Annotated in this window: 30 protein-coding genes; 9 read left to right on the top strand and 21 right to left on the bottom strand. The window is 41.6% G+C overall.

The genetic code is table 11. The features are described 5' to 3' along the window. The first annotated feature begins 78 nt into the window (after positions 1-78). From IPM95_07865 to IPM95_07850, 4 genes are read left to right on the top strand one after another with little or no spacing between them, the layout of a single operon-like run. Complete coding sequence (locus IPM95_07865) at positions 79-780, top strand: CDP-alcohol phosphatidyltransferase family protein (GenBank protein ID MBK9329217.1); 702 nt, start codon at positions 79-81, stop codon at positions 778-780. Between the two features lies 1 nt (position 781). Further along, positions 782-1,195 (top strand): GtrA family protein, encoded by a 414-nt coding sequence (locus IPM95_07860; GenBank protein ID MBK9329216.1) that lies wholly within the window; start codon positions 782-784, stop codon positions 1,193-1,195. A 47-nt stretch (positions 1,196-1,242) separates the two neighbouring features. Then, positions 1,243-2,283 carry a formimidoylglutamase gene (locus IPM95_07855; protein ID MBK9329215.1) on the top strand — a complete coding sequence of 347 codons (1,041 nt, stop codon included), beginning with the start codon at positions 1,243-1,245 and terminating at the stop codon, positions 2,281-2,283. Further along, positions 2,276-2,737 (top strand): DinB family protein, encoded by a 462-nt coding sequence (locus IPM95_07850; protein ID MBK9329214.1) that lies wholly within the window; start codon positions 2,276-2,278, stop codon positions 2,735-2,737. Before IPM95_07855 ends, IPM95_07850 begins: the two co-directional genes overlap by 8 nt. A 102-nt stretch (positions 2,738-2,839) precedes the next feature. Here IPM95_07850 and IPM95_07845 read toward each other — a convergent pair whose 3' ends face one another. Next, positions 2,840-3,502, bottom strand: a complete 663-nt coding sequence (locus IPM95_07845) for a tail fiber domain-containing protein (GenBank protein MBK9329213.1) — start codon at positions 3,500-3,502, stop codon at positions 2,840-2,842. A gap of 83 nt (positions 3,503-3,585) precedes the next feature. On the opposite strand from IPM95_07845, the gene IPM95_07840 reads away from it, so the two are divergent. The 5 genes from IPM95_07840 to IPM95_07820 all read left to right on the top strand — a co-directional run bounded on the left by IPM95_07840 (position 3,586) and on the right by IPM95_07820 (position 9,932). Then, a complete protein-coding gene (locus IPM95_07840) occupies positions 3,586-6,048 on the top strand; it encodes a phenylalanine--tRNA ligase subunit beta (protein ID MBK9329212.1) in 2,463 nt (820 codons plus the stop codon). 1 nt (position 6,049) lies between these two features. Next, on the top strand, positions 6,050-6,340 hold the full coding sequence (locus IPM95_07835; GenBank protein MBK9329211.1) for a hypothetical protein: 291 nt from the start codon (positions 6,050-6,052) through the stop codon (positions 6,338-6,340). After that, positions 6,341-6,637 carry a cell division protein ZapA gene (locus IPM95_07830; GenBank protein ID MBK9329210.1) on the top strand — a complete coding sequence of 99 codons (297 nt, stop codon included), beginning with the start codon at positions 6,341-6,343 and terminating at the stop codon, positions 6,635-6,637. It begins immediately after the preceding gene. 181 nt (positions 6,638-6,818) lie between these two features. Continuing rightward, complete coding sequence (gene rny, locus IPM95_07825) at positions 6,819-8,426, top strand: ribonuclease Y (protein MBK9329209.1); 1,608 nt, start codon at positions 6,819-6,821, stop codon at positions 8,424-8,426. A 627-nt stretch (positions 8,427-9,053) separates the two neighbouring features. Next, on the top strand, positions 9,054-9,932 hold the full coding sequence (locus tag IPM95_07820) for an IS110 family transposase (GenBank protein ID MBK9329208.1): 879 nt from the start codon (positions 9,054-9,056) through the stop codon (positions 9,930-9,932). Between the two features lie 469 nt (positions 9,933-10,401). Here the strand turns inward: IPM95_07820 and IPM95_07815 are convergent, their stop codons facing one another. The 20 genes from IPM95_07815 to IPM95_07720 all read right to left on the bottom strand — a co-directional run bounded on the left by IPM95_07815 (position 10,402) and on the right by IPM95_07720 (position 23,624). Continuing rightward, positions 10,402-11,016, bottom strand: coding sequence for a class I SAM-dependent methyltransferase (locus tag IPM95_07815; protein ID MBK9329207.1), 615 nt, complete (start codon positions 11,014-11,016; stop codon positions 10,402-10,404). A 15-nt stretch (positions 11,017-11,031) separates the two neighbouring features. Then, positions 11,032-11,745, bottom strand: a complete 714-nt coding sequence (locus IPM95_07810; protein MBK9329206.1) for a thioredoxin — start codon at positions 11,743-11,745, stop codon at positions 11,032-11,034. Between the two features lie 9 nt (positions 11,746-11,754). Beyond that, entirely contained in the window at positions 11,755-12,213 is a 459-nt protein-coding gene (locus tag IPM95_07805) for an OsmC family protein (protein ID MBK9329205.1), read from the bottom strand. Positions 12,214-12,220: 7 nt separating this feature from the next. Then, a complete protein-coding gene (gene trxA / locus IPM95_07800; GenBank protein ID MBK9329204.1) occupies positions 12,221-12,517 on the bottom strand; it encodes a thioredoxin in 297 nt (98 codons plus the stop codon). Positions 12,518-12,519: 2 nt separating this feature from the next. Continuing rightward, positions 12,520-12,777 carry a hypothetical protein gene (locus tag IPM95_07795; protein MBK9329203.1) on the bottom strand — a complete coding sequence of 86 codons (258 nt, stop codon included), beginning with the start codon at positions 12,775-12,777 and terminating at the stop codon, positions 12,520-12,522. Positions 12,778-12,780: 3 nt separating this feature from the next. Beyond that, positions 12,781-13,095, bottom strand: coding sequence for a rhodanese-like domain-containing protein (locus IPM95_07790; protein MBK9329202.1), 315 nt, complete (start codon positions 13,093-13,095; stop codon positions 12,781-12,783). 12 nt (positions 13,096-13,107) lie between these two features. Then, positions 13,108-13,317 (bottom strand): DUF2892 domain-containing protein, encoded by a 210-nt coding sequence (locus IPM95_07785; GenBank protein ID MBK9329201.1) that lies wholly within the window; start codon positions 13,315-13,317, stop codon positions 13,108-13,110. Positions 13,318-13,423: 106 nt separating this feature from the next. Continuing rightward, positions 13,424-13,684 carry a rhodanese-like domain-containing protein gene (locus IPM95_07780; protein ID MBK9329200.1) on the bottom strand — a complete coding sequence of 87 codons (261 nt, stop codon included), beginning with the start codon at positions 13,682-13,684 and terminating at the stop codon, positions 13,424-13,426. Between the two features lie 4 nt (positions 13,685-13,688). Beyond that, the gene (locus tag IPM95_07775; GenBank protein ID MBK9329199.1) at positions 13,689-13,907 is read right to left on the bottom strand and encodes a hypothetical protein; all 219 of its coding nucleotides are present in this window, start codon (positions 13,905-13,907) and stop codon (positions 13,689-13,691) included. Between the two features lie 16 nt (positions 13,908-13,923). After that, positions 13,924-15,348, bottom strand: coding sequence for an MBL fold metallo-hydrolase (locus IPM95_07770; GenBank protein MBK9329198.1), 1,425 nt, complete (start codon positions 15,346-15,348; stop codon positions 13,924-13,926). Between the two features lie 215 nt (positions 15,349-15,563). After that, positions 15,564-17,162: a bifunctional metallophosphatase/5'-nucleotidase gene (locus IPM95_07765; GenBank protein MBK9329197.1), complete on the bottom strand. Its 1,599-nt coding sequence runs from the start codon at positions 17,160-17,162 to the stop codon at positions 15,564-15,566. After that, on the bottom strand, positions 17,126-17,314 hold the full coding sequence (locus IPM95_07760) for a hypothetical protein (protein ID MBK9329196.1): 189 nt from the start codon (positions 17,312-17,314) through the stop codon (positions 17,126-17,128). The genes IPM95_07765 and IPM95_07760 overlap by 37 nt, the downstream gene beginning before the upstream one ends. 9 nt (positions 17,315-17,323) lie before the next feature. After that, complete coding sequence (locus IPM95_07755) at positions 17,324-17,956, bottom strand: Crp/Fnr family transcriptional regulator (GenBank protein ID MBK9329195.1); 633 nt, start codon at positions 17,954-17,956, stop codon at positions 17,324-17,326. A 15-nt stretch (positions 17,957-17,971) separates the two neighbouring features. Next, positions 17,972-19,396 (bottom strand): outer membrane porin, OprD family, encoded by a 1,425-nt coding sequence (locus tag IPM95_07750; GenBank protein MBK9329194.1) that lies wholly within the window; start codon positions 19,394-19,396, stop codon positions 17,972-17,974. 18 nt (positions 19,397-19,414) lie between these two features. Next, on the bottom strand, positions 19,415-19,873 hold the full coding sequence (locus IPM95_07745) for a DsrE family protein (GenBank protein MBK9329193.1): 459 nt from the start codon (positions 19,871-19,873) through the stop codon (positions 19,415-19,417). Positions 19,874-19,891: 18 nt separating this feature from the next. Next, the gene (locus IPM95_07740) at positions 19,892-20,974 is read right to left on the bottom strand and encodes a c-type cytochrome (protein ID MBK9329192.1); all 1,083 of its coding nucleotides are present in this window, start codon (positions 20,972-20,974) and stop codon (positions 19,892-19,894) included. Between the two features lie 13 nt (positions 20,975-20,987). Further along, the gene (locus IPM95_07735; GenBank protein ID MBK9329191.1) at positions 20,988-21,401 is read right to left on the bottom strand and encodes a YeeE/YedE family protein; all 414 of its coding nucleotides are present in this window, start codon (positions 21,399-21,401) and stop codon (positions 20,988-20,990) included. 9 nt (positions 21,402-21,410) lie between these two features. After that, a complete protein-coding gene (locus IPM95_07730) occupies positions 21,411-21,974 on the bottom strand; it encodes a YeeE/YedE family protein (protein ID MBK9329190.1) in 564 nt (187 codons plus the stop codon). Positions 21,975-21,977: 3 nt separating this feature from the next. Beyond that, positions 21,978-22,808, bottom strand: coding sequence for a universal stress protein (locus IPM95_07725; protein ID MBK9329189.1), 831 nt, complete (start codon positions 22,806-22,808; stop codon positions 21,978-21,980). Positions 22,809-22,814: 6 nt separating this feature from the next. Beyond that, positions 22,815-23,624: a sulfite exporter TauE/SafE family protein gene (locus IPM95_07720; GenBank protein MBK9329188.1), complete on the bottom strand. Its 810-nt coding sequence runs from the start codon at positions 23,622-23,624 to the stop codon at positions 22,815-22,817. Between the last annotated feature and the right edge of the window lie 138 nt (positions 23,625-23,762).

The following is a 23,762-nucleotide window of genomic DNA, read 5'->3' as shown; positions in this document are numbered from 1 at the left end:
TTATGAGCAAAATGTGTGTAATTTGTTTGTCTTGAGTTAACACATGGCTAATAATAATATTCTATTTTTGCGGTCACTATGAGTTTATTAGGGGAAGACAAAAAACAGAAAGGTTCGATCGACAGAAGCCGTACCAATATACTTCGGACTATCGAGCAGCCAACCATCTTGTTTTTGTGCAGAATCATGCCGGAATTTATTACGCCCAATATGCTTACTGCCATTGGTATGGTCGGAACCGCAATGGTTTTAGCAGGTTTCTGGATGGCAGCCTCTCTGCATAATAAGATGTATCTCTTTATTGCCATTTTAGGATTTGCCGTCAACTGGTTCGGTGATTCACTGGATGGAAGAATAGCCTATTACAGAAATATTCCCAGAAAATGGTTTGGTTTCACCTTAGACAGTATCATGGACTGGATTTCACTGGTCAGTATGAGTGCGGGTTATTTTATTTATGTTGAACCTGAATACAAGATATTGGTTTTCCTGTTCAGCTCCGGCTATGCATGGGCTATGCTGATGATCCATTTGAGATATAAGATGACCAATGTCTATACGATAGATACAGGTTTGTTTGGCCCTACGGAAACACGTATCGTTATTTGCCTCGTGATATTACTGGAAATCTTCTTCGGAGGTTCCATCAAGATATTTTCTATCGTTGTAACCATCATGATTTTCATTACCGATGTGATTGATACTTTTAAAACCATAAAAGTTGGAGACGAAAAGGATAAGGAAGAAAAAAGGTTACAGGAAGCAGCAGTCCAAAATTAACATGTTTAAGAAAGAACATATACGTACATTCGGAAAAGCGCAATTCTCTGCATTTGTAGGCGGGATGTCTGATTACGCCATCATGATTATCTGCACGGAGATTTTTAAGGTATATTATGCAGAGTCTATCATCATCAGTGGTTTGTTGGGAGCTATTATCAATTTCTCCATTAACCGGTACTGGACTTTCCAAAGTAAACAGACAGGCTTAACGACGCAGTTGTTGAAGTTTTATCTGGTAGTGCTGGGTAGCATTACACTGAAATCATTCGGCACCTATTTTATTACGGAAAACTTCTTCATAGATTATAAAATCAGCCGTATATTGGTAGATTTGGTCGTATCACTCGGGTTTAATTTTACGTTGCAGAAATTCTGGGTCTTCAAAAAAGAAGAACAATACCAGGAAGCTTAATCTATCTTTACCTGATATATAATTGCGGTATTTCATATCTTTGATATATGCAGAACTTCTCTTTCTTTAAAAAGGAAAATCACCTGGCGTTCACCAGAACCAGAAATGGTGAAATAAAAATAGGTGAGAAGATAAAGGCAGTTTCCAACACCCGAAACTGGAAGAAGGAAATGCAAAATTCTGCCGTAAGATTTGTTATTGTCGGCATTCCCGAAGATATCGGCGTGAAAGCAAATTTAGGAACAGGTGGGACACAAACGGCATGGTCCTCCTTTTTACAAGCCTTTTTCAATATGCAGCACAATCCGTTTCTGGATGCAGGACAATTGCTGCTGCTGGGGTATTTCGATTTTTCGGCATACCAGAAAAAAACAATTGACAAACCGGTGGAATACCTTCGCGATGTGGTGGCTGCGATAGACAAACAAGTTGCGGATTGTATCAGACAAATAGTGGCAGCCGGTAAAATTCCGGTTATCATCGGTGGTGGACATAACAATGCCTTTGGAAATATCAAAGGTGCTGCAGAAGGACTTTTTGCAGCCGGGAAAATAAAAACACCAAAGATCAATGTTATCAACCTGGATGCGCATGCAGATTTCCGTGCGCTGGAAGGCAGGCATTCCGGAAACGGCTTTTCGTATGCCATGCAGGAGGGTCATTTGAATAAATATGGGATAGTGGGGCTGCATGAAAATTATATGACACAATCCATGCTGGAACGGATTCAGAAGAATAAGAACATACAGGCACACTTTTATGAGGATATAGCCGTAAGAGGGAAAAGTACATTTTCAGAAGCGGTCAGTGAGGTGCTGCAGTTTACGAAAACAGGATATACGGGGATTGAAATAGATTTGGACGCAATGGAAAATGTATTGTCCAGTGCCGTTTCACCTGCCGGTTTTTCCCTGTTGCAGGCAAGACAGTTTGTCCATCAGGCAGCTGCCTCCAATAAAATCGCCTACCTGCATATTTGCGAAGGTGCGTCAGAATTAGACAATGGTCTGAAATCTTCCACCACCGGAAAATTAATTGCTTACCTGGTCAGTGATTTCATGAAAGCAATAAATGTAACCTATGAGTAGCATTATTCAATCAATAATGACTTTACTAAGCGAAACTGCCACCGGCAATAACTGGACAGGTATTAATACAGAAACCGCGCTTCGTGGTATTACGGCGGAGCAGGCTGTCAGAAGATTAAATGCGAATCATCTCAATATCGCCGAACTGGCGGCTCATTTGACCTGTTGGAACAAGGTCATCGCACGGCGTCTGAACGGTGAAAATTACCAACCTGGAAAAGAAGAGGATTTTCCAGTGATTAATCTTCTTCTAGAAACGGAGTGGGAGGCACTTAAAACGGCATTCATGGAATCATTTGTTATACTTGAAACAACATTGAATTCAAAAGAAGACAATATCCTGAATAATCCCATCTTTGAAGGCGGAACATCCGCCTATCGCAATCTGCACGGACAGATTTCACATCTGCATTATCACATGGGGCAAATAGTATTGTTGAAGAAGTTACTATAACAGGTTAAATATCCGGCAGGGTCTTATGAGCGACTATGACACTGTCTGCAACGTTTCTGACCTGAATAGCTGCTAAAGAATGGAATTCAAAGATATACCTTGTTATTTCATCGCTACTGGCTGCTGCTGTTTCAGTATGCTTTTCAGTTCGGCCATTTCCTTTTTCAATGCTTCTATCTGCTGCTGCTGCTCCTGCAAACCTTTTGTCAGGACCGGAATCATTTCCTGATAATTCACGGAATAGTAGCCGTCTGAATTCAACTGAACGAATGTCGGATACACTTCTTTTAACTCCTGAGCCATAAAACCATAATGCATTCCGGAAGGGAGGAATGACTTGCTCGCTGACTTGTTGTATTCAAAGCTGTATAAATCGAGTCGGCTTATTTTTTCCATCACATTTGTCAACGGCTGGATGTTTTTCTTTAACCGTTTGTCAGAAAAGGGAAAATATACACTGGTGGTGTGATGCGTTACTTCGCATTGAATGATGGTGTCAACATCCTGATAGATGGTATCTGCTCCTTGTTTGACGGTTAATGTAAATTCCCCTGCGAAAATACCCTCTACCGTCGCTGTTTCACCTTTATTGACCGAAGCAAGCTTGGTGGGGCCTTTATAGAAATCTGCCACGCCATCCGGCATATTAGTTCCGTCGTTGTGAATCATGATACTTCCGGTGTTATTGCTTTCACAACTCTTTTTACTGCATGAAAGCAATAATGCAGGTAAAATAATCAGTGATAAATAGGTAATCTTTCTCATAAATTATATTTTCCTTAAAATTAACCCATAGTTTTCAAAAACTCAGGAATATCCTTACTTTTATTTTTTAATCACTATCCTGTATGACAATTTCTTTAAACTGGCTGAAACAATATATTGACATTGAATTATCCAACGATGAACTGAAAGACCTGCTGACCGATATAGGGCTGGAGGTGGAAAGTATAGAACCGTTTGAATCGGTGAAAGGTGGGCTGAAAGGTTTAGTCGTTGGTCACGTGCTCGAAAGGGAAAAACACCCGGATGCAGATAAACTGTCCGTTTGTTTGGTGGATGTCGGTACCGAAACCCTCCAGATTGTCTGTGGCGCTCCCAATGTGGCAGCCGGACAAAAGGTAATTGTGGCATTGGTAGGAGCCAGGCTGTTTCCGGCTACAGGGGAGCCGTTTGATATCAAAAAAGCGAAAATAAGAGGGGTGGAGTCCAGCGGGATGATTTGTGCCGAAGATGAAATCGGTTTAGGCAGTTCTCATGATGGTATTCTTGTTTTGGATGAATCTGCTGAAGCCGGAAGTTCGGTTGCTGATCTTTTCGGAATTGAAAACGATACAGTTATAGAAATCGGATTGACACCTAACCGGACAGATGCTTTCTCTCATGTTGGAGTTGCCCGTGATTTGGCTGCAGCCATCAGTTTCAGGAAAAGAACAGAATGTAAAGTAAAAATTCCTGAATTTAGTACAAGTTATTTAAAATCAGATACTTCATTTGAAATTGAGGTTAAAAATGAAGAGGCTTGTCCAAGGTATGCTGGTGTTGTTATTCAGGATATTAAAGTGGAAGAATCACCTTCCTGGCTGAAGAATCGACTGAAAGCAATTGGTCAGAAACCCATCAACAACGTGGTGGATATCACCAACTTTGTATTGCATGAATTTGGTCAGCCCCTGCACGCTTTTGATTTGTCTGCAATAAATGGAAATAAAATTCTTGTTCAGAATCTCCCGGCTAAAACCAGGTTCATCACACTGGATAACAATACGATAGAGCTGCATGAGGAGGATCTGATGATATGTGATGGAGAAGGTAACGGGATGTGCATGGGAGGTGTGTATGGCAGTGCTACCTCGGGGGTGAAGAATACAACTACAGCTATCTTTCTGGAATCTGCCTATTTTGACCCGAAAACGATCCGACGTACCTCTACCCGCCATGGACTGCGTACCGAGGCGGCCACCCATTTTGAAAAAGGGGTAGACCCGGCTTTAACCGTACAGGCACTGATGCGGGCGGCACATCTGATACAAGATATTTCTGGAGGGAAAATTATTTCTGAAGTATTTGACAGACAATCATATAAATCTAAATCTGCAAACACTTACTTGAATGTTGAATTGTCTCTTACGAATCTAAAGCGCTTAACAGGTGTGGCTATTTCCGGGGAGGATACCGAACGTATTTTGGGATTGCTGGACATCAAAGTAGAGGAGAAGAAAGAGGATATATGGACCGTATTGGTGCCGCCTTACCGCACGGATGTCAGACGGGAAGCTGATGTGATTGAGGAGGTTATACGCATTTATGGAGTAAATAACATTCCTATTCCGACCAGGTTGAATGCATCTGTCAATTTCTCCAAGCCATTTGATGCGGATAAGCAGTATAATAAAACCGCTGACTTGCTGGTGAATCTGGGTTTTTTTGAGATGATGAACAATTCTGTCACTAAATCAAAATTCCAGTCATCTTTAAGTACCACTTCAGATTCATGTGTTAAGTTATTGAGCTCCATTAATGTAGAGTTGGATGTTTTGCGTAATAATATGCTGTTTACCGGTCTGGAAAGCGTGGCGCATAATATCAACCACAAGAATTCCAACATCAAATTATTTGAGTTTGGAAAGACTTATCATCGCAATAACAATTCTGAAAATGAGGGAAGCGGTTTGAAACAATACAAGGAAGAGAACCATCTGGCAATCTTCGTTTCCGGCAATACCGGCGCTTCCAACTGGACCACCACTTCCAGGAAATCTGATTTCTACTTCCTGAAATCCATCGTGGATACCGTTTTGGCCAAATTGGGGATTATGGATGTGGAATCAGCGGATAATGAATTATCGGATGTGTTCGATTATTCGTTGGTGTACAGAAAAGGAGCCAAACTGGTTGAGTTTGGAAAAGTACAATCTCCACATGCTAAACTGATGGATATTAAACAGGAGGTTTATTTTGCGGATTTTAACTGGGATGCCGTCTTGGCTGCAGCTGCTAAGGTCAGCACTTTTTACCGCGAAATAGCCAAGTATCCTTCTGTTAAACGCGATTTAGCACTTTTATTGGATAAAAAAGTGAAATTTGCCGAGGTAAAATCCATCGCAGAGAAATTTGGAAAGAAAATTTTGCGTAATATTGAGTTGTTTGATATCTATGAAGATGAAAAAATGGGCAAAGACAATAAATCGTATGCCGTAAGTTTTACCTTCAGGGATGATGCAAAGACACTACAGGATGTTGATATTGATGGTGTTATGAATAAGTTGATGGAGCAATACAAATCACAATTAAACGCTGTAATTCGTTAATATGGCAAAAATTGATGAAAAATGGGAGCGGATTTTTAAAAAAATTCAGCTAATTTTAGACAAGAATCAAAAGTTGGAGGAGCAGCAGGCTGCTTTTCAGCATAAAATTCTGCAGTTGGAAAACAAGATTAATGAACTAAATAAAGAAAAAGAAAGTTTAAACGAACAGATACAATATATAAAAGCAGCAAAAGAAGTGCATTTATCCGAAAAGGAAAGAGCAGTTACCAAGCAACAGTTGAAAGAGTTTATGGAAGAAATTGACGACTGTTTGGCAAAATTGATACAGTAGATGGCAGAACAACTCAATATAAATCTATTAATAGCAGGAAGACCCTACAAACTGAAGGTGTCCTCCGATGAAGAAGGCTACGTTCGCCAGGCCGCCAAGGATATCAATGATAAAATTGCCGAATATCAGAAAACATTGCTCACGCGCGACCGGCAGGATTTCCTGTCCATGATTGCCCTGCAGTCGACCGCTGAAGCATTGCAACATAAAAATAAAGCGACCAACGCCAATATCGACTCCAAACTCGATGAACTGGAAGCTATGCTCGACAAGTCACTCGGTATCACTCTATTCTGATTCTTTCAGAGTTATCCATTTGCTGTGTAAAAGATAGAAAGTATGCGAATTTCATTTTGCCTACTTTCATACAAGGTTTTGATTACTTTCCTTAAAAAAGTATGTGAGATGATAATGAGTTTGTCCGTCCTTAAGCGCAGGCATAACCGGCAAACTATTTTTAACTTTTAAATACAACACAGTGGATCCAATTATTATTACCGTTATTGCAGCTGTCGGCGCATTGATCATAGGGCTTGTCCTGGGGAAGATTATCTTCAAGGCCAGTGTAGACAAGCATCTGGCCGAAGCAAAATTAGCCGAAGAAAAGGCAAAATCTATCGAGGAAACCGCCCGTGCGGAAGCGGAACTAATCCGAAAGGAAGCGTATACCACCGCCGAGTCCCTGAAGAAAGACAAGATGATGGAGGCGAAAGAGTATTTCCTCAAACAAAAGGAAGAACACAACAAAGAGATTGAACAACGCAACCGAAAGCTGTTAGAATCGGAGAACCGTGCCAAGCAAATTGAACAATCACACAAAGACAAGCTGGCGAGCGTTGGCAAACAGGAAAAGGAAAACGAAGCCATCAAACTTCGTATGAACGAGCAGATTGAGGTGGTAAATAAAAAGCGTGCTGAACTCGAAAAAGCTCATGCCGAACATGTTGCCAAACTGGAGCAGGTAGCCAAGCTGTCCGCCGAAGAAGCCAAAGCGCAGCTGGTGGAACAGCTGAAAGGCAAGGCGCAGTCCGATGCCATGGCCCATGTGAAAGCCGTGATGGACGAGGCGAAACTGAAAGCCAACAAAGAAGCGAAGAAAATTGTGATTCAGTCCATACAGCGTACCGCTGCCGAAACAGCCATTGAAAATACGGTGTCTGTCTTCAACTTAACCTCAGATGAGCAAAAAGGACAAATCATAGGCCGGGAGGGCAGAAATATCCGCGCGCTGGAAGCAGCAACCGGAGTGGAAATTATCGTAGACGATACGCCGGAGGCGATTATCATTTCAGGATATGATGCTTTTAAAAGAGAGATAGCCCGTTTGTCGCTTCAGCGATTGGTGGCGGATGGCCGTATCCACCCTGCCCGTATTGAAGAGGTGGTGGCGAAAACCGAAAAGCAGCTGGAAGGCCAAATCATGGAAATCGGCGAGCGTACCGTCATTGATCTGGGCGTACATGGCCTGCATCCCGAATTGATTCGTCTGGTGGGCAAGATGCGTTTCCGTTCTTCCTACGGTCAGAACCTGTTACAGCACTCCCGTGAGGTGGCCAACTTGTGTGCAATTATGGCGAGTGAACTGGGATTAAATTCTAAAATCGCGAAACGTGCGGGCTTGCTGCACGATATAGGAAAAGTTTCCGATGAAGATCCGGAGTTGTCGCATGCCTTGTTAGGCGCCAAGCTTTGTGAAAAATACGGAGAAGCACCGGTCATCATCAATGCGGTGGGAGCCCACCACGACGAGATGGAAATGACCTATATCATCTCGCCGATTATACAGGCTTGCGATGCGATTTCAGGAGCCCGTCCGGGAGCCCGCCGCGAGATAATGGAAAGCTACATGAAGCGTATCGATGAGCTGGAGAAACTGGCGGTATCGTATCAGGGCGTCCAGAAAGCCTATGCCATTCAGGCCGGCCGTGAGTTGCGGGTGTTGGTAGAAGCAGAAAAAATAGACGACAAACAGGTGGAGGAAATCTCCTTTAAAATTGCACAACAGATTCAGGATGAGATGACTTATCCGGGCCAGATTAAAGTAACTGTTATTCGGGAAACACGCAGTGTATCGGTTGCTAAATAATAGCTTGTCGTCATTGCGCACCGAGTACCTGAGACAGGAAGCAATCTAATTATAATACCAAAAAGGCGAAGTATTCACTTCGCCTTTTTTTATAGCCTGTATTGTGTTAGTTTGTGTAGCTAAAGCGGAACAAACGTCCCCAACACAAACCTGTGTGGTTCGCATCCCCACGACCCACCCTTTATCCCCTCCGAGGAGGGAGATGCAGTCCACATGAATTATTCGGAATTACCATTTTTTTAAAAAAGTAAAGAATGATATGAATAGCACTGTCCGCTTTCCCCTCTTGAGAGGGGATAAAGGGATGTGTGCTGATTTTCCAGATAGCAGTTGTTTGCAGCAATATCGTGCCACGATGAGTAACCCGTCATCCTATGTTTGCAGAAAACTAATTTGAACTGAGGAATAAATATCTTGTAGGAAATTTTATTAATCAATTCAAACAGAAGAGCAGGAAAGGATAAAGATTAAGTACCGTCATAGGTAGTGTGATACCGTTCGAAATGCTAATCACCTTTCCCTTCTGAGTTGTAAACTTGGACAGTTCATAGTGCCATGAGCACGTATTTAGGATAGATAAGTCAACAACCAGATAGCTCTCCAGTTTGAGAAAAACTCAAATTTATCATGACAAAAGTAGTAAATTATGTTGGAGTAGATGTCTCCAAAGAGACTTTAGATGTAGCCATACCGAAAGAAGATGGCTGCTATGTACACAAAAGATTAGCAATAATCCACTGGGTTTTAAAAGCATTATCAAATATTTGCCGAAAAGATGCCTGCATAGTGATGGAAGCTACCAGTAGTTACTATATGCCGTTTGCGTATTATTTACATTCGCAGCAAATATTGTTAAGTATTGTAAATCCATTGTCAGTAAATCATTTTTGTAAGATGCGAATGAGTAGAGCTAAAACAGACAGGAAAGATGCCGCCATGATAGCACAATATGGTAAGAGTGAAACACCAAGATTATGGCAACCCAAAGCAGAACATCTTTTAGAACTCCAGCAATTACAAGCGATTCTGGATAATCTCACCAAACAAAAAACAAGTTGTAGTAACCAATTAGAAGCTTTTGTCAGTAGTGGGAAGATGAGCAAGGATGTCAGTAAAATTATTAAGAAACAGATTGCTTTTTATGATAAGGAGATAAAAAAAGTAGAAATAAAAATGGTTGCTATCACAGAAAAACATCATTCAGAACTGTATAAAAATTTACAGACGATACCAGGTTTAGGTAAACGTACTTCGATGTTATTAATAGTTGTAACAGATGGATTTACAAAGTTTGAGAATGCAAAAGAATTAGTAAGTTATATTGGCATCTGTCCAAGGTTATATGAATCAGGTACAAGTGTAAAAGGTAAAAGCAGAATATGTAAAATGGGAATGAGTCGAATGCGACAATTATTATATTTATGTTCTATGCGAGCCATGAGTTCAAATAAACAATGTAAAGAAATGTACGAACGATTAAAACAAAGAGGAAAAATGGAAAATTAGCATTAGTAGCTTTAGCAAACAAACTTGTCAGACAAGCATTTGCCATAGGCACAGGAAATATAGCTTACAATCCTAATTTTTCTTTAAAATAATTTGGATATTTACACAGTTCATTTCGACGAGGCACGAGGAGAAACGTAAGTTCAGCGCAGCTAAATCCCGAAGAGAATACCACTTGCTAATTCGGGCATTCTAGCCCGTGTTGGTGTTACATTGTGTAGCTAAAGCGGAACAAACGTCCCCAACACAAACCTGTGTGGTTCGCATTCCAACGACCCACCCCTTTATCCCCTCCAAGGATGGGAGATGCAGTCCGCATGAATTATTCGGAATTACCATTTTTTTTTAAAATGTAAAGAATGATATGAATAGCACTGTCCGCTTTCCCCTCTTGAGAGGGGATTAAGGGGTGTGTGCTGATTTTCCAGATAGCAGTTGTTTGCAGCAATATCGTGCTGGGATGAGTAGCTTATTTATTAGCTTCAAAACTGCAGAATACAAAGTTCTGCGAGGTTTGGAAAGGGGTGATATGGTCGGTTTGCAAACAATGAAGAGGAGTGAAGCTTTCTTTAAAAGTATCCTCTAGCTTTTTTGTTGAATATTGACAGATATCCAGTCCGCTGCATTTTTTCGGACCTTGCTCCGAGAATGATCCGATAATCATAAACCCGTTTACGGCTTTTTCCACTGTCTTTTTGTAGGCAGCGATTTGTTCCGGGCTCGTCAGAAAATGGAATACAGCACGGTCATGCCAGAGGTCGTAAGTGGTTTGTGGCTGAAACGAGGTAATATCGGAAACAATCCACGTCACTTCTGCTGCTTTGTCGCCTAAGCGTTTCCGGGCTCTTTCCAGCGAGGTGGAGGAAATATCCAGTACCGTAATATTTTCAAAACCCTCCTCCAGCAGGTAATCCACCAGTTTGCTGTCACCGCCGCCGATATCAATGATCTTTGCAGATTTAGGCAGGTTGAAACTATGGATAAAATCCAGCGAGGTCTGCGGCACATCCTGCGTCCAGCTGACTTCGTTGGTTTGTTTGGTTTGGTAAACCGTTTCCCAGTGTTGCGTATAATCGGTATTCATAGAAAATAAAAGTAATTACAGATTCTTTTGAATCGCTTTCACCATTTCTTCCTGTGTGGTATATTTATAGCTTTCCCAAACGCGCTCTTTATTCTTGTATAAGAAAATAACGGGAAGGCCTTCTAATCCAAGTTCTTTCACCAAAGCTTTGTTGGCATCGGCATCTATTCGGATAACATCCACTTTGTCACCCATTTCTTTCTTAATGGCTTCAAAATACGGTTCCATTTGTTTGCAGGGCGCGCACCAAACCGCATAAATATCAATCAGGACCAATTTTCTGGAATCCAGCTGTTTCTCAAAATCTGCCATACTCATCCCTGAAGATGCAGCTGTCTCCATGCCTTCTTCCGGCAGGTTGCTGGCTCTCCACTGCATAATGCCGCCGCTCAGTTCATACACTTCCTTAAAGCCCATGGAACGCATCTTGGCTGCTGCCGAGGCACTTCTGCCGCCGCTTAAGCAGTACACAAATACAGGTTTGTTCTTATCAATCGTATTGATACTGGTTTCAAATCCGGCATCTCTCCAGTCTATATTCTGAGCCTGCCGTATGTGTCCACCCTCAAATTCGCCGGGTGTTCGGACATCGACAATAGCTGCTTCCGGCATCTTGGCCATTTTTTGTTGAAACTCCACCGCTGTCAGGTTGGTATTGGTTTGTCCGTTGGAACAGGCACTGAAAAATGTAATCAATGCAATAAAGATGGATAAGGTTGTCGCTCTCATGGTTATAGTTTAGTTACAGGCGTAAGCCGAATTGGAAATTACAATATTAATGTTGAAAATAATTTTTGACTTCAGGGAATTGGAAATCAGGCAGGCTGCTTCCGATTTATTCAGGACGCGTTCCGCTTTTTCTTTCTGGCTTTCATCCCGGATGATTACAGTGGGCGTGAGGGTAATTTCACTGATCATATATTTACCGTCCACTATTTCCAGCTTTCCTACCGCCTTGGAACTGAAATCGACGAATTCCAACCGGGAGTTTTCAGCTATGGCTAAGAAAGTGGTCATCAGGCAGCTGTTGGCGGCTGCAACCAGCAGGTGTTCCGGCGACCAGATACCTTCCATGCCTTTCGGGAATTCAGGCGGTGTCGCTACTTCTATAGAATCGGGCAATACAGGAGAACTCATTAGTCCTTTTCTGTCATTTTTCCACTGTACATTTACTTCGTAATAATGTTCTTGTCCCATTTTGTTGTTATTTATAAGTGTTTAAAATTTGTTCCAGCTGATTGGCGCGCACCACTCCGGATTGACGCCATTTGACCTGACCGTTCTTAAAAACGATTAAGGTCGGTACGCCCTGTATTTTATAAATGGAGGACACCTGCGGGTTCTTGTCGACATCTATCTTTAGGATGGTGGCGGAATCACCCACTTTTTGTTTTAATTCTTCTAAAATGGGTTTCATCATCTTGCAGGGTCCGCACCACTCAGCATAGAAGTCCACTAAAACAGGTTTTTCCGAATTGATTATTTCTGAAAAAGAGGCCATTTTCATTTTGTCTTTATTTCTTCAAATTCAACATTTTCAAGTGTCTTTGAGTTCCCGTTGGAAGGTAAATCGGTGGCGCAGTTTCCGGCACCGCAGCATCCTGTATTCGACAGGGCCTGGAATAGAAAAAATGCGCCAAACATACCAAACAGCGGGTCATGCATTTGAATCGATTGTACCAGAATCACCAGCGATAACACCAAACGTATTATTCGCATGAAATTCCAGTTTGTCAGCAAGGTGGTTTTAAGTGTTTCCATCGTTTATTTGATTTTGCTTTGTAAACTCATCCATCCGCCGCCGTTGTACACTTCCTTGAATCCATTGGCGGATAAGATGCGTTTTGCCTGGCCGCTGCGGTTCCCGGAAGCACAGCATGTAATGACAGGCAGATCTTTCTTTAATCTCGAGTAATGATTCGATAAGTTATTGAGCGGAATATTCAGGGACCCCTTGATATGTCCGTTCTGATATTCTGCTTTTGTGCGGACATCTATGATTACGGCTCCTTTTTTGAGCAATTCTTTATAATCCGTCTTCGGCGCACTGCTGAATAGGTTCTTGATCATTTGTAACATACTGATTTGATTTTACGGTTTGTTTTCTTTTTTGGTGGATAATCCGAAGGGCAGATAAAGCGGGCAGAAACTAATCAGACTTGTAAGGATGAAGATTCCTGCGAACACTAAAAGTACGATTGCGAGCGTACTGGTTATAATTCCTTTAAAGTACAATACTCCGATGATAACCGCCACCAGAACTCTGGCGATGCGGTCAATGGTACCCATGTTTGCTTTCATTTATTTTTGATTTAGGATGATTAGTTAATGTAAATCAAAGTTGCACCTTTTTATTCTGACTATCTGCTACTTTTGTTACTTTGTCTGCCTTCTTGCTATTTAACCCTTAATTACGCTGAATTGCAAAGTTTACACTTGACCAGCTGCCGCCGTTTTCGCAGTCGATACCCTGGCTTTTCAGAAATGCCGCTGCCTGACCGCTTCTGTTTCCGGAAGCACAGCATAACACCACCGGTTTGTGCAGAGATTTGATCTCGTCTACCCGCTGCTGAATTTCCTGTAATGGGATATTGATACTGCCTGTAACATGTCCGCCCATGTATTCTCCGGGCGTTCGGACATCGATAATGATTTTTTTGTTGTTCATGACATTAATGTTTAGAGTTGGTAATTTCTTTTGAATCGTCTCTTTGAAACAGATTGAACAGCAAGCCACCCATCAGTGCGCCGTATACGGTACTGTTCAATGGTCTGGAAGTGATTGGGCAGGTGCCGCTTGCACAGCCGACGTAATGATAATAGGCAAATCCGCCTATAGCACCGAGGATGACACCCAGAATGGTCAACTTGTATTTTAGGATAAACTGCATTTTTTAAGTTTTTAGATTATAACATCGATGTCGGGCAAACATAATCTGTTATCTTAAATTTGCCGGAATTCTTGATGGAAGTAAACCCTCCGTCAACATCAATCAGGTTATCGTATCCCCTGGCTTTCAGGATAGAGGCAAAAACCATGGAGCGGTATCCTCCGCCGCAATGGACATAATAGGGTTTGTTTTTATCTACCAATAACATGCTTTCGTTGACGTAATCTAAAGGGGCACTGATAGCATTGACGATGTGTTCTGAAAAATATTCACTTTTCTTTCGTACATCCAGGATGTTTATAGTCGGATCTTCTTCTTCCGCTGCGGCAAATTCCTCAGCAGTTACAGAGGGGATGGTATTCATTTCCATACCGCTTGCTTCCCATGCCTCCATGCCACCTTCCAGATAGCCGATGGTATGGTCATAACCAACTCTCGCCAGGCGTGTCACCACTTCCAGTTCTCTGCCGGGTTCTGTAACCAGCAAGATCTGCTGTTTGATATCCGGAATAAGTGTACCAACCCATACCGCAAAACTGCCGTCAATACCTATATTGATAGAATTCGGGATAAATCCTTTGCCAAAGACCTGCGGACTTCTTGTATCCAGAATTAGGGCGCGTGTTTCAGATGCTGCAGCCTCAAATGCTTTAGGAGACAATGATTTGCAGCCCCTGGAAATTACTTCATCGATACTGTCGTAACCTTGAATATTCATCAATACATTTTTAGGAAAATATCCCGGAGGCGGCATCAGGCCGGTTAATACTTCTTTGATAAATTCCTCTTTACTTAATGACGGATTTAAGGCATAGTTGTTTTTTTTCTGATTGCCCAATGTATCCGATGTTTCCTTGCTCAGGTTTTTCCCACAGGCACTGCCGGCACCGTGAGCAGGGTAAATAATCAGATCGTCCGAGAGTGGCATGATCTTATTTCGAAGCGAATCAAACAAGTGACCGGCCAGTTTTTCTTCCGTCAAATCTTCCACTACATGCTGGGCCAGATCAGGACGGCCCACATCGCCTATAAATAGTGTATCACCCGTAAATAATGCGGTTGCTGTTCCGGCTTCATCCTGCAACAAATAACAACTGCTCTCCATGGTGTGTCCTGGAGTATGAATCAGCTTGATGGTGGCATTCCCCAATGGAAATTCCTGGTCATCTTCTCCTATAACTACGGAATAGCCTATTTCCATTTTTGTTGGCCCGAATATGATAGGAGCACCCGTTTTCTTTGATAAGTCGACGTGCCCTGAAACAAAGTCGGCATGAAAGTGCGTTTCAAAAATGTATTTGATTTTTGCACCACGTTGTTCAGCCATATCGATATAAGGCTGAACTTCTCTGAGCGGGTCAATAATCGCTGCTTCACCGTTGCTTTCTATGTAATATGCACCTTGTGCCAAACAGCCTGTGTAAATTTGTTCTACTTTCATTTTTTATTTTTTTATTTAATTATGAAGCAAAGTTATACCATTCTGTTTTTATTGTCAGTTACTTTTGTTACAAAGTTTATTACCCATTTATCTGCATGTTGCAGCTGTATGAAGGACGGTTATTTTCTGGAAGGGGTAGATAACGGCAAATCATCCTCCATCAAATCATAAAATCCAAGATGAAAGCTGTTGAACCGAATAAATACCGAATCGGATTATCTGAAATTATAAGTTGTACCGCGCAGTTGTGTCAGTAAAGTTGCCGGCTCATCTGTTGCGACAGCCCGGCCTTCCAGTTTAGGCGCAACGGGAGAATAGACACGCAGGTATTCTTCGATGACATCGTGCAATAAAGCGGTTAGCTTCGTCGGATTTCTGACATGCTCCATTCTGCAAAGGGTATCATCCGGATCGCCTTCCCGTTCACAGGCAATGATACTGTATTCCTTATTTTCATCCAGCAGTTCACCGTTGACCTTTACCCAATTAACACGTTTGCCAAATTCTGCAGAGATGGTAAAGTTGACCTGCATTCCGTTGTATCTTACAAACCAGCCTCCAAACCTTTTTGACGGATCTTTGGCGAATGCATTCTGCAGTTCCTTTTCCAGCCAGTCCAGTATTTGTTTTCCGGAAACAATTCCTTTCTTCGCTTCACTGTTGACAGGCAGCATGTTCCATAAAAACTCTTTAGTGATTGCGGCGGTTCCGGTTTTTGGATCTAGTGCCAGAGGCTGACAAAAACGGAATCCGTTTGATAAGGCAATATCAGGCTTGAATTTCCACATGATGGCATCCGTAATCAGGTTGTCCATGGGTGTTTCCAAGACAAAATATCGTACTAAAGGAGTTGTGCTTGTCCCTATTACTTTCTGCAATTCCTGTTTGTAAGGAGCACAAGCCTTGTCTACCAATGCCTGCATCTCTTTATCTGCAGGATACTTAAACGGATCCACGTCCATTAATTCATAGGCAGCATCTTTTAGTTTTCCGTCTTCAAAGACTAAATCCAGCTTTCCCAAGAAAGAACCAAAGGCTCCGCATTCGATGACATTTGTGTATTTTGCCTGGATGGGTTCTCTCACCCTTTCGTGTGTATCAGCGCCGAGAATATAATCCACGCCCTCTGCGGCAGGGTTATTGGCCAATCCTACCTGTTGTGCCAATCCCATATGGGTTGCTACGAGAACCACAGCACATCCTTCGACCTCCCGCAATAACCTGACATATTTTGCCAGATTCGCATCTGCGTGTTCAAAACGCAATCCTTCACTGTAGGCCGGGGATTGTCTCTTTGGTATCAGGTGGTCAGTATATCCGATAAATCCGATCTTGACACCGGCGATATATTTTATCCAATATGGAGGATAGACAAGTTCACCGTTGTTTTCATCATTTGTCTTATGGTACATGTTCGCACATATCTTTGCAGCATTGGTATGTCCCATATCATACAGCATCTTTTTCTTTTTGTAGACTACTTCCCAGTTGCCGGGAAGCATAAGGTCATAATCCATATTGTTGAAAATAGGAATCAGTGCTTCACCCTCTGTAAGCGATGCGACGGCATGTCCGTGAAAATAATCACCTCCGTCATAAAGAATCGTGTTTTCCGGATTTTCACTGCGGAGCGTATTGATCATGGTTTTTAAAACTGCCATGCCTCCTCGTTTCCGGTATACAGCCTGATTGTTTTCCCAAAAGAACTCGTCGTGTGTATAGAGTTGGGAATGGATATCCGTAGTAATCAGAATGCTTACTTTGTTTTTATCGGCAACTAATTTCTTATTGCCGGGATGTTGTTTTTTGCAGATTTGACACCTTTTGCAAAGTTTACTGCCGGAACAAGAAAGGAACTCAGTCCAAGCAGGGCTGTTTTCTTAAAAAAATCTCTCCGGCTTTCATTTTTACCGGAGGTAACGTTATTTTCAGCTGCTTTTCCCGTTAATTTTTTTTTATGTGCCACGACCTTGATTTAAAGTGTATTTAAAATTTTCAATTCATTTCTGTACAGTATAACTTTCTTGTCGTTTTCCAATTGTTTCAATAATCTGGACACGACCACACGACTGGTGCCTAATTCATCTGCAATCTGCTGATGTGACAGGCTGACTACTTTTTTGCCGCTTACTTTCGTCTTATTTTTTAAATAATTGACCAGCCTTTCATCCAGCTTTTGGAATGCCACACTTTCCAGGGACTTTAACAGTTCATTGAACCGTTGTGTAAAACTGTTAAAGATGTAGCTTTTCCAGGTTGGATATTTTACCAGCCATTCATCCAGTTTTTCGTGCGGAACGGTTATGATTTCCACGTTATCTTCAGCAATGGCTTTTATCTCGCTTCTGCGGGCCTCCATACAACAGGTATATGCCATGGCGCAACTGTCGTTGCTGCTGAGGTAATACAACAGGATTTCCCTGCCGGTTTCATCTCTTTTCATCACACGAACAGTACCGCTTAAGATAATGGGCATTGACTTGATGTGCTTGTCGTAGTCAATGATAACATCCCCTTCTTTAAAGTTCACGGTTTTTCCTGTTTTCATTATTTCTTGTACAAGATTCGTTTCAAGGATTGAACTGAGTTTGTTTTCAGCTTTGACCATATTAAAGTATTTATGTTAAATTGTCAAATCAACGATGAGGTTGAAGTTAACCATATTTACTTTATTATAGATGTATTTAGGTTGTTCAATTTTGGAATTTGCATTGAATTTTGAAGCAATCAGCATACGGATTTCCAATCCTTTTAGAATATTGGTAAAGGTATAGGAGGATGCCAGATTTATCTGATGATAGGAAGGCATGCCGTATTTATTGATTTTCACATCCGTTGGGACGGGTAATTTATAAAAACCATAGGAGAGTGTCGATTTGAATTTTTCTTTAACGAGAAACACGGTAAAATTGGCAGATAACGCATGCACATTTCCGCTTCCTTCATTCCGTTCTCTTGGCAAGAAAGTATAAAACGGGTCTCTTCCCCACTCGCGGGGCATAAGATACCTTCCCGTTGCGAATATATGGGTATAATTGATGTTGGCATTTACCCGTTTGTTTTTCAAGCCCAACTGAGCACTGATTACATTTGAGGCTGCCCCTTTATTTATGTATGTTTTGGAAGGGTCTGGATTTCCTCCGTTTTTTATTGCATCCTGACGGATGTACATCAATGATTCATAGAAAGTAAGTGGCTGCTTTTTTAAATTTTGTTCACTCTTGATTTCAAATAGGAAGGTATTCATGACATTAAAGAAAATGCCGTTCCATACGGAGATGGTCAGGCCATTAAACGGTTTGTAATAGATGTTCCCCATCAGGAATCCGCCGCTTCTGATACTGTCGTGATAGTTGGATTTGCTTCCGTCTGTATTTACACCCTGCGGGTATATTCCAATGGAAGATTGAACTTTGAACCAGTCTAAAGTGGAACGGGGTGAAACGCCGAAGATATATCCACCTGTAAATCCTGCCTTTTCACTTTCCCTGATAATCACCCAAATTCCGCTTTCAACGGTGGGGCGCATTCTTCCATCCTGCGGATTCATGAAAGGCGTATTTAAATTCATCCTGCCTAATGTGATGCTGCTTTTGCGGATGCTGTATTTTAAATAGAGTTCTTCGAGCCGTAGTAACTGGAATTTGTTTTTAGGATTGTTGATATCGAATTGTCCTATTTCATACCGGTTCTTAAGGCCTGTGACAGAATCGGGTTTCGATAAATCGGAGGAGATGATGTTGAAGTTGAAATACCCGCTCATACCGAACTGAAGACCCTTGATGGATTTGGTAACCAGGCCTATTCCTGCACCTTGTGCCAGCGCGTAGTCGTCTTTGAGAGCACCTTCATTGATGGTAGCCATAAAGAATGTACGTGCATGAAAATCCCATTTAGATTGTTTAAAGAAATCAGCAATGGCAGAACGTTTTGACTTTTTGGTAACGGGAACCGTTTCCACCTTTCCATCCGTTTCCTGAGCGGCTGAAGGTAAGGACAAGCAAAGCAATCCAAGCAGGAATATAAATATGATATTCTTGTTACGCATTTTTTAAAGTTGATTGTCTCAGAATCCGGACTTGATATAACTCCAGCCTTGTTCCTGTTTGGTAATGATCTCAATTATACCGGCTTTTACAAATCCTGCTTCCTGAATTACTGCAGATTTGTCTATATTTCGCTCCTTCATGGAGAATTCGCATGCGTTGAATTCAACACCTTTTTCATTTAATGCCTTTATTTTATCACTAACTATTGATTTAGCAACTGTAAGGATGTCTAATCCCGGACCATGACAAACGATTTCAATTTTTGAATCGGGAGCTGATACGATAATATTGTTCAGTTGTTTCATGAGTGACTTATGCGCCAGCGTATCACCGGATGACAACTGAAATATGATACGGTGCGGCTCAACGGCGGGGGATATGTTTTTTGGCTTATTTCCAGCGAATGATGCATTTTCTGAAACCGAAAGGCAGGTCAGTACTGCAAATGTTATTAGGTGTAAGATTGTCCTTCTCATGGTATTGTTATTTAGTGATTATGATTTTATCTTTTCCTTTTTCAGTGCATCCAGTTTTTCTTTAATAGGCTGGAATGGACCGTACTTGTGCTGTTCGGCACTAAATCCATCCACAAACGGACCAAATGGATGATCAATGGGTTTCTCTTCTGTTTTCGGCCAGTCTTTCTTAATATTCATAGAGGGCCTTGGCTGTGAATTTATATACGCTGCAAGATCCCAGGCTTCTTCATCAGTTAATATGGAATTATCATGAGATGCACCTAATGGCATATTCGATTTTACATACTTGGCCAAATTTGAAATACGGTACAGGCCTGCGCCATCATTATAACTGTTTTTGCCCCAAAGCGGAGGGTATGTGAAAGCGGTTTTGTCGGCATTCAGCACCCCTTCTCCATTGGCTTGATGGCAACTCTGGCACTTTTGAGCGTATATCATTTTCCCGTTTAACGAGTTTGCAGCCCTGTCTAAAAACGGGATATCCTTAAAGCCGGAGCCTTTTGCCTTTTCTCCTTTTGGCACATCTTTTCCCAGCCAGTTAATATAGGACGTAATCGCTTTCATTTCCCTGGAATTTACAGCTAAGGCTTTTCCATTCAAACTGCGTTCAAAACAATCATTAACCCGCTTGCTGATATCTTCTTCCGCACCTGAACGTGCTCGGTATTTGGGATAGGTGGAGAACACAGAACCATAGTTATTGCCATAAACTTTCGTGCCTGCGGCTAAATGACAATTCTGGCAGCTCATACCGTTGGTTCGATTCTTGGATATTTTTCCGTTAGGGCCAAAGAACAAGGCTGTATTGGTGATTAATTCTTTTCCATAGAGGAGAATTTCTTTTTCCGCATTTTCCGGTAATGAGCTGATATCAGGTGCCTGCCAAAAGTCAGTTGCCGGAGATGCGGCTGCAGCTGTTGTTTGCATAGCAGCAGTGCTGGGAGAGGATGGGGTCTTATTCGGCTGGTTTTTCTTTTCCAAGCCGGAGTATACAATCCATCCGGACAAGAATAAAATTATCACCACCAGAAAGACGATGATATTAATTAACTGTCGTGCAATTTTACTGAGTGCATCTATTTTTTCCTGTTCCTGCATATAACAACGTGTTTTAATGGGGTAATTTGTCTTTTACCATTCCGTAAAGATAGGTCCCTATCACGGCAAAGATAAATACAACAACCATGGCAAAATAGCCATATCCGATATTCACCACCATTGGCCCAGGACAAGCACCTGACAATGCCCATCCTAATCCGAAAACAGTACCACCGGCTAAATAACGGATAATGGATTTTTCTTTTGGATAAAACCGAATGGGATTTCCTGCCAGATCACGCATTCCCAGTTTTTTGATTACAGCAACACCTGATACCCCGAATACAACAGCAGTTCCAATGATGCCATACATGTGAAATGACTGGAACCTGAACATTTCCTGAATTCTGTACCAGGAAAATGCCTCTGATTTTGACATCACGATACCAAAGAATATGCCCGCCAGTATGAATTTTAAATAGGTCATTTTGTTTGTTTAGAAAATCAATGGAAAAATTAAATATGTCATGCTCAGCCCACCGATAAAAAAACCGACTACAGCAATTAATGAAGGGATTTGTAAGTCTGACAATCCGCTTATTGCATGTCCTGATGTGCAGCCGCCTGCATAGCGGGATCCGAATCCTACCAATATGCCGCCCAATGCTAATATCAGGAACCCTTTCAAGGAAGATAATGACTTGAAACTAAACAATTCATCCGGCTGGGCAGATGTAGGGGCAGCGAATCCCAAAGCGGCTAAATCCTTTATGGTTGCTTCTGAAATCTGAACCGGATCACCGTTGGATAAAAATTGATGACTGATAAAGCCGCCAATGACAGCTCCCGCTAAAAACATCAGATTCCAGATTTGGGTTTTCCAGTTAAACTTAAAGAAGGAGACATAACGACCTCCCCCTGCCGCCGAACAGATGGTTCTTAAATTGGAGGAAAATCCGAATGATTGACCAAAAAATAAAAGTGAAAACATGGTTGCTGCAATTGCGATCCCGGATACCCACCAGGTCCACGGTTGTTGAATATATTCTATTATATTCATAGATTAGTTCTTTAAATGAAATGAAATAATAGGTTTGTAAAGGTGGTTGATTAGTTTTTCAGTGATGCTGGTATGCATGAATCCCCCTCTGCCGTGCGTTCCTATACACACGATATCCATTTCAAGCATTTGATTGAAATGAATGACACCGCTCTCAATATCTGAATCTGTCAGTAAATGTTTTTTAAAGTTATCTATGCCGTTTAATTGGGCATATTCATCCATATGGCTTAAAACAGATTCTTTTTTCGTTGATCCATTCATGATTTGAAGCAAATGAACCGTAGGGTTAAAGGCCTTCAGTAAAATATGCAACAATCCAAGGTTTTGATTTTCAGGACGGTTGAAATCATGCACCAGCAATAAATGCTCTATGACCAAATCAGAACGGTCGCACATGAGTGAGAGCAACGGAATGGGGGATTGCCTGGCAATGATTTGTGTTTCAGATCCTGCAAGTTTTTCTTTTATACCCCAGGCGCCTTTTGTTCCCATTACAATCAAGTCAAATTGATTTTTTTGAGAAAATGACAAGATCTTGTCGGTAACTTTTCCCAGTTCAAAGTGAGTGTGAATATGGGGTCCGTATGTTATCTTTAGTTCGGTTAATTTTCTGTCTGCAATATTCTTTTGCGAGCGGATATAACCGGGGTAAATTTCTCCGCATGTTTGAACGGTACCTGTTTCATTGATGAAAACGGTATCCGGCGCATCCATGATATGCAGGAAATGAATCTCTGTCTCTATCTTTTCTTCCAGCTTCTTTACCATAAGATAGGCATATTCCGCCTGGACCGAAAAATCTGTAGGAATCAGTACTTTGATCTTTTCCATTATGCGTTATTTTAAAACAGTTTCTTTCAGGATAATATAGATTCCCATTATCAGTACAAACCAGCCAAAGGCAGGTTTAAGTTTGTCTCCGGAAATCCTTTTAGATAACATGCTTCCGCTGATTATACCGGCTATGGAGACTCCTGAGAACAGGAGTAAAAAATTCCAGTCTATTATCTCGTCGCCCTTCATATCTCCGATAAATCCGATTAGTGATTTGGCCGCAATAATGATAAGAGAAGTTCCGACTGCTTTTTTCATGGGCAGCTTTGCCAGTAAAACCAATGCTGGAATTATAAGAAAACCACCGCCTGCACCCACTAATCCGGTAATCAGGCCTACAACTGTACCTTCTGTAATGATTAAGGGGTAGTTGTATTTTATTTCGTTACCATTACCGCTTTCATTTTCTTGTTCCTGTTTTTTTATCATGGAATAAGATGCCAGCAGCATAATGACTGCAAATAATAGCAGCAGACCAATGGATTTGGTCACTTCAAAATTTCCGACAACAAAAAGGGATTTTGGTATTGCCGGCACCAGGTATGCCCTCGTAAGAAAGACGCTTATGATAGAAGGGATACCAAATACTATAGCCGTTCTCCAATGAATATTTCCCATGCGCATATGACTGAAAGATCCAATAAGGCTGGTTAATCCGACGATGAACAAAGAGTAGGCCGTAGCCGCAACTGCATCAACGGAGAACAAATAAACCAGAATGGGCACTGTAAGAATGGAACCGCCGCCGCCAATCAGCCCAAGTGACAAACCCATTATCACAGCACCGATATATCCAAAGATTTCTAATGGCATAATTCCTATTTTATGCAAAGTTGAAGAATTTAATCAGATTTGATTGCAACAAAAGTTACAAACGTCCGGCTTTGAGCCTGTTTTGTCTGCAGGTATGTGGATATTTAAATCTAAATCAATAAATTCTTCCGTGTCTTA

The sequence above is a fragment of the Sphingobacteriales bacterium genome (assembly GCA_016719635.1).
GTDB lineage: Bacteria > Bacteroidota > Bacteroidia > Chitinophagales > JADIYW01 > JADJSS01.
Note: the sequence above shows the minus strand (reverse complement) of the source record. Positions and strands in the feature narration are given on the sequence as shown.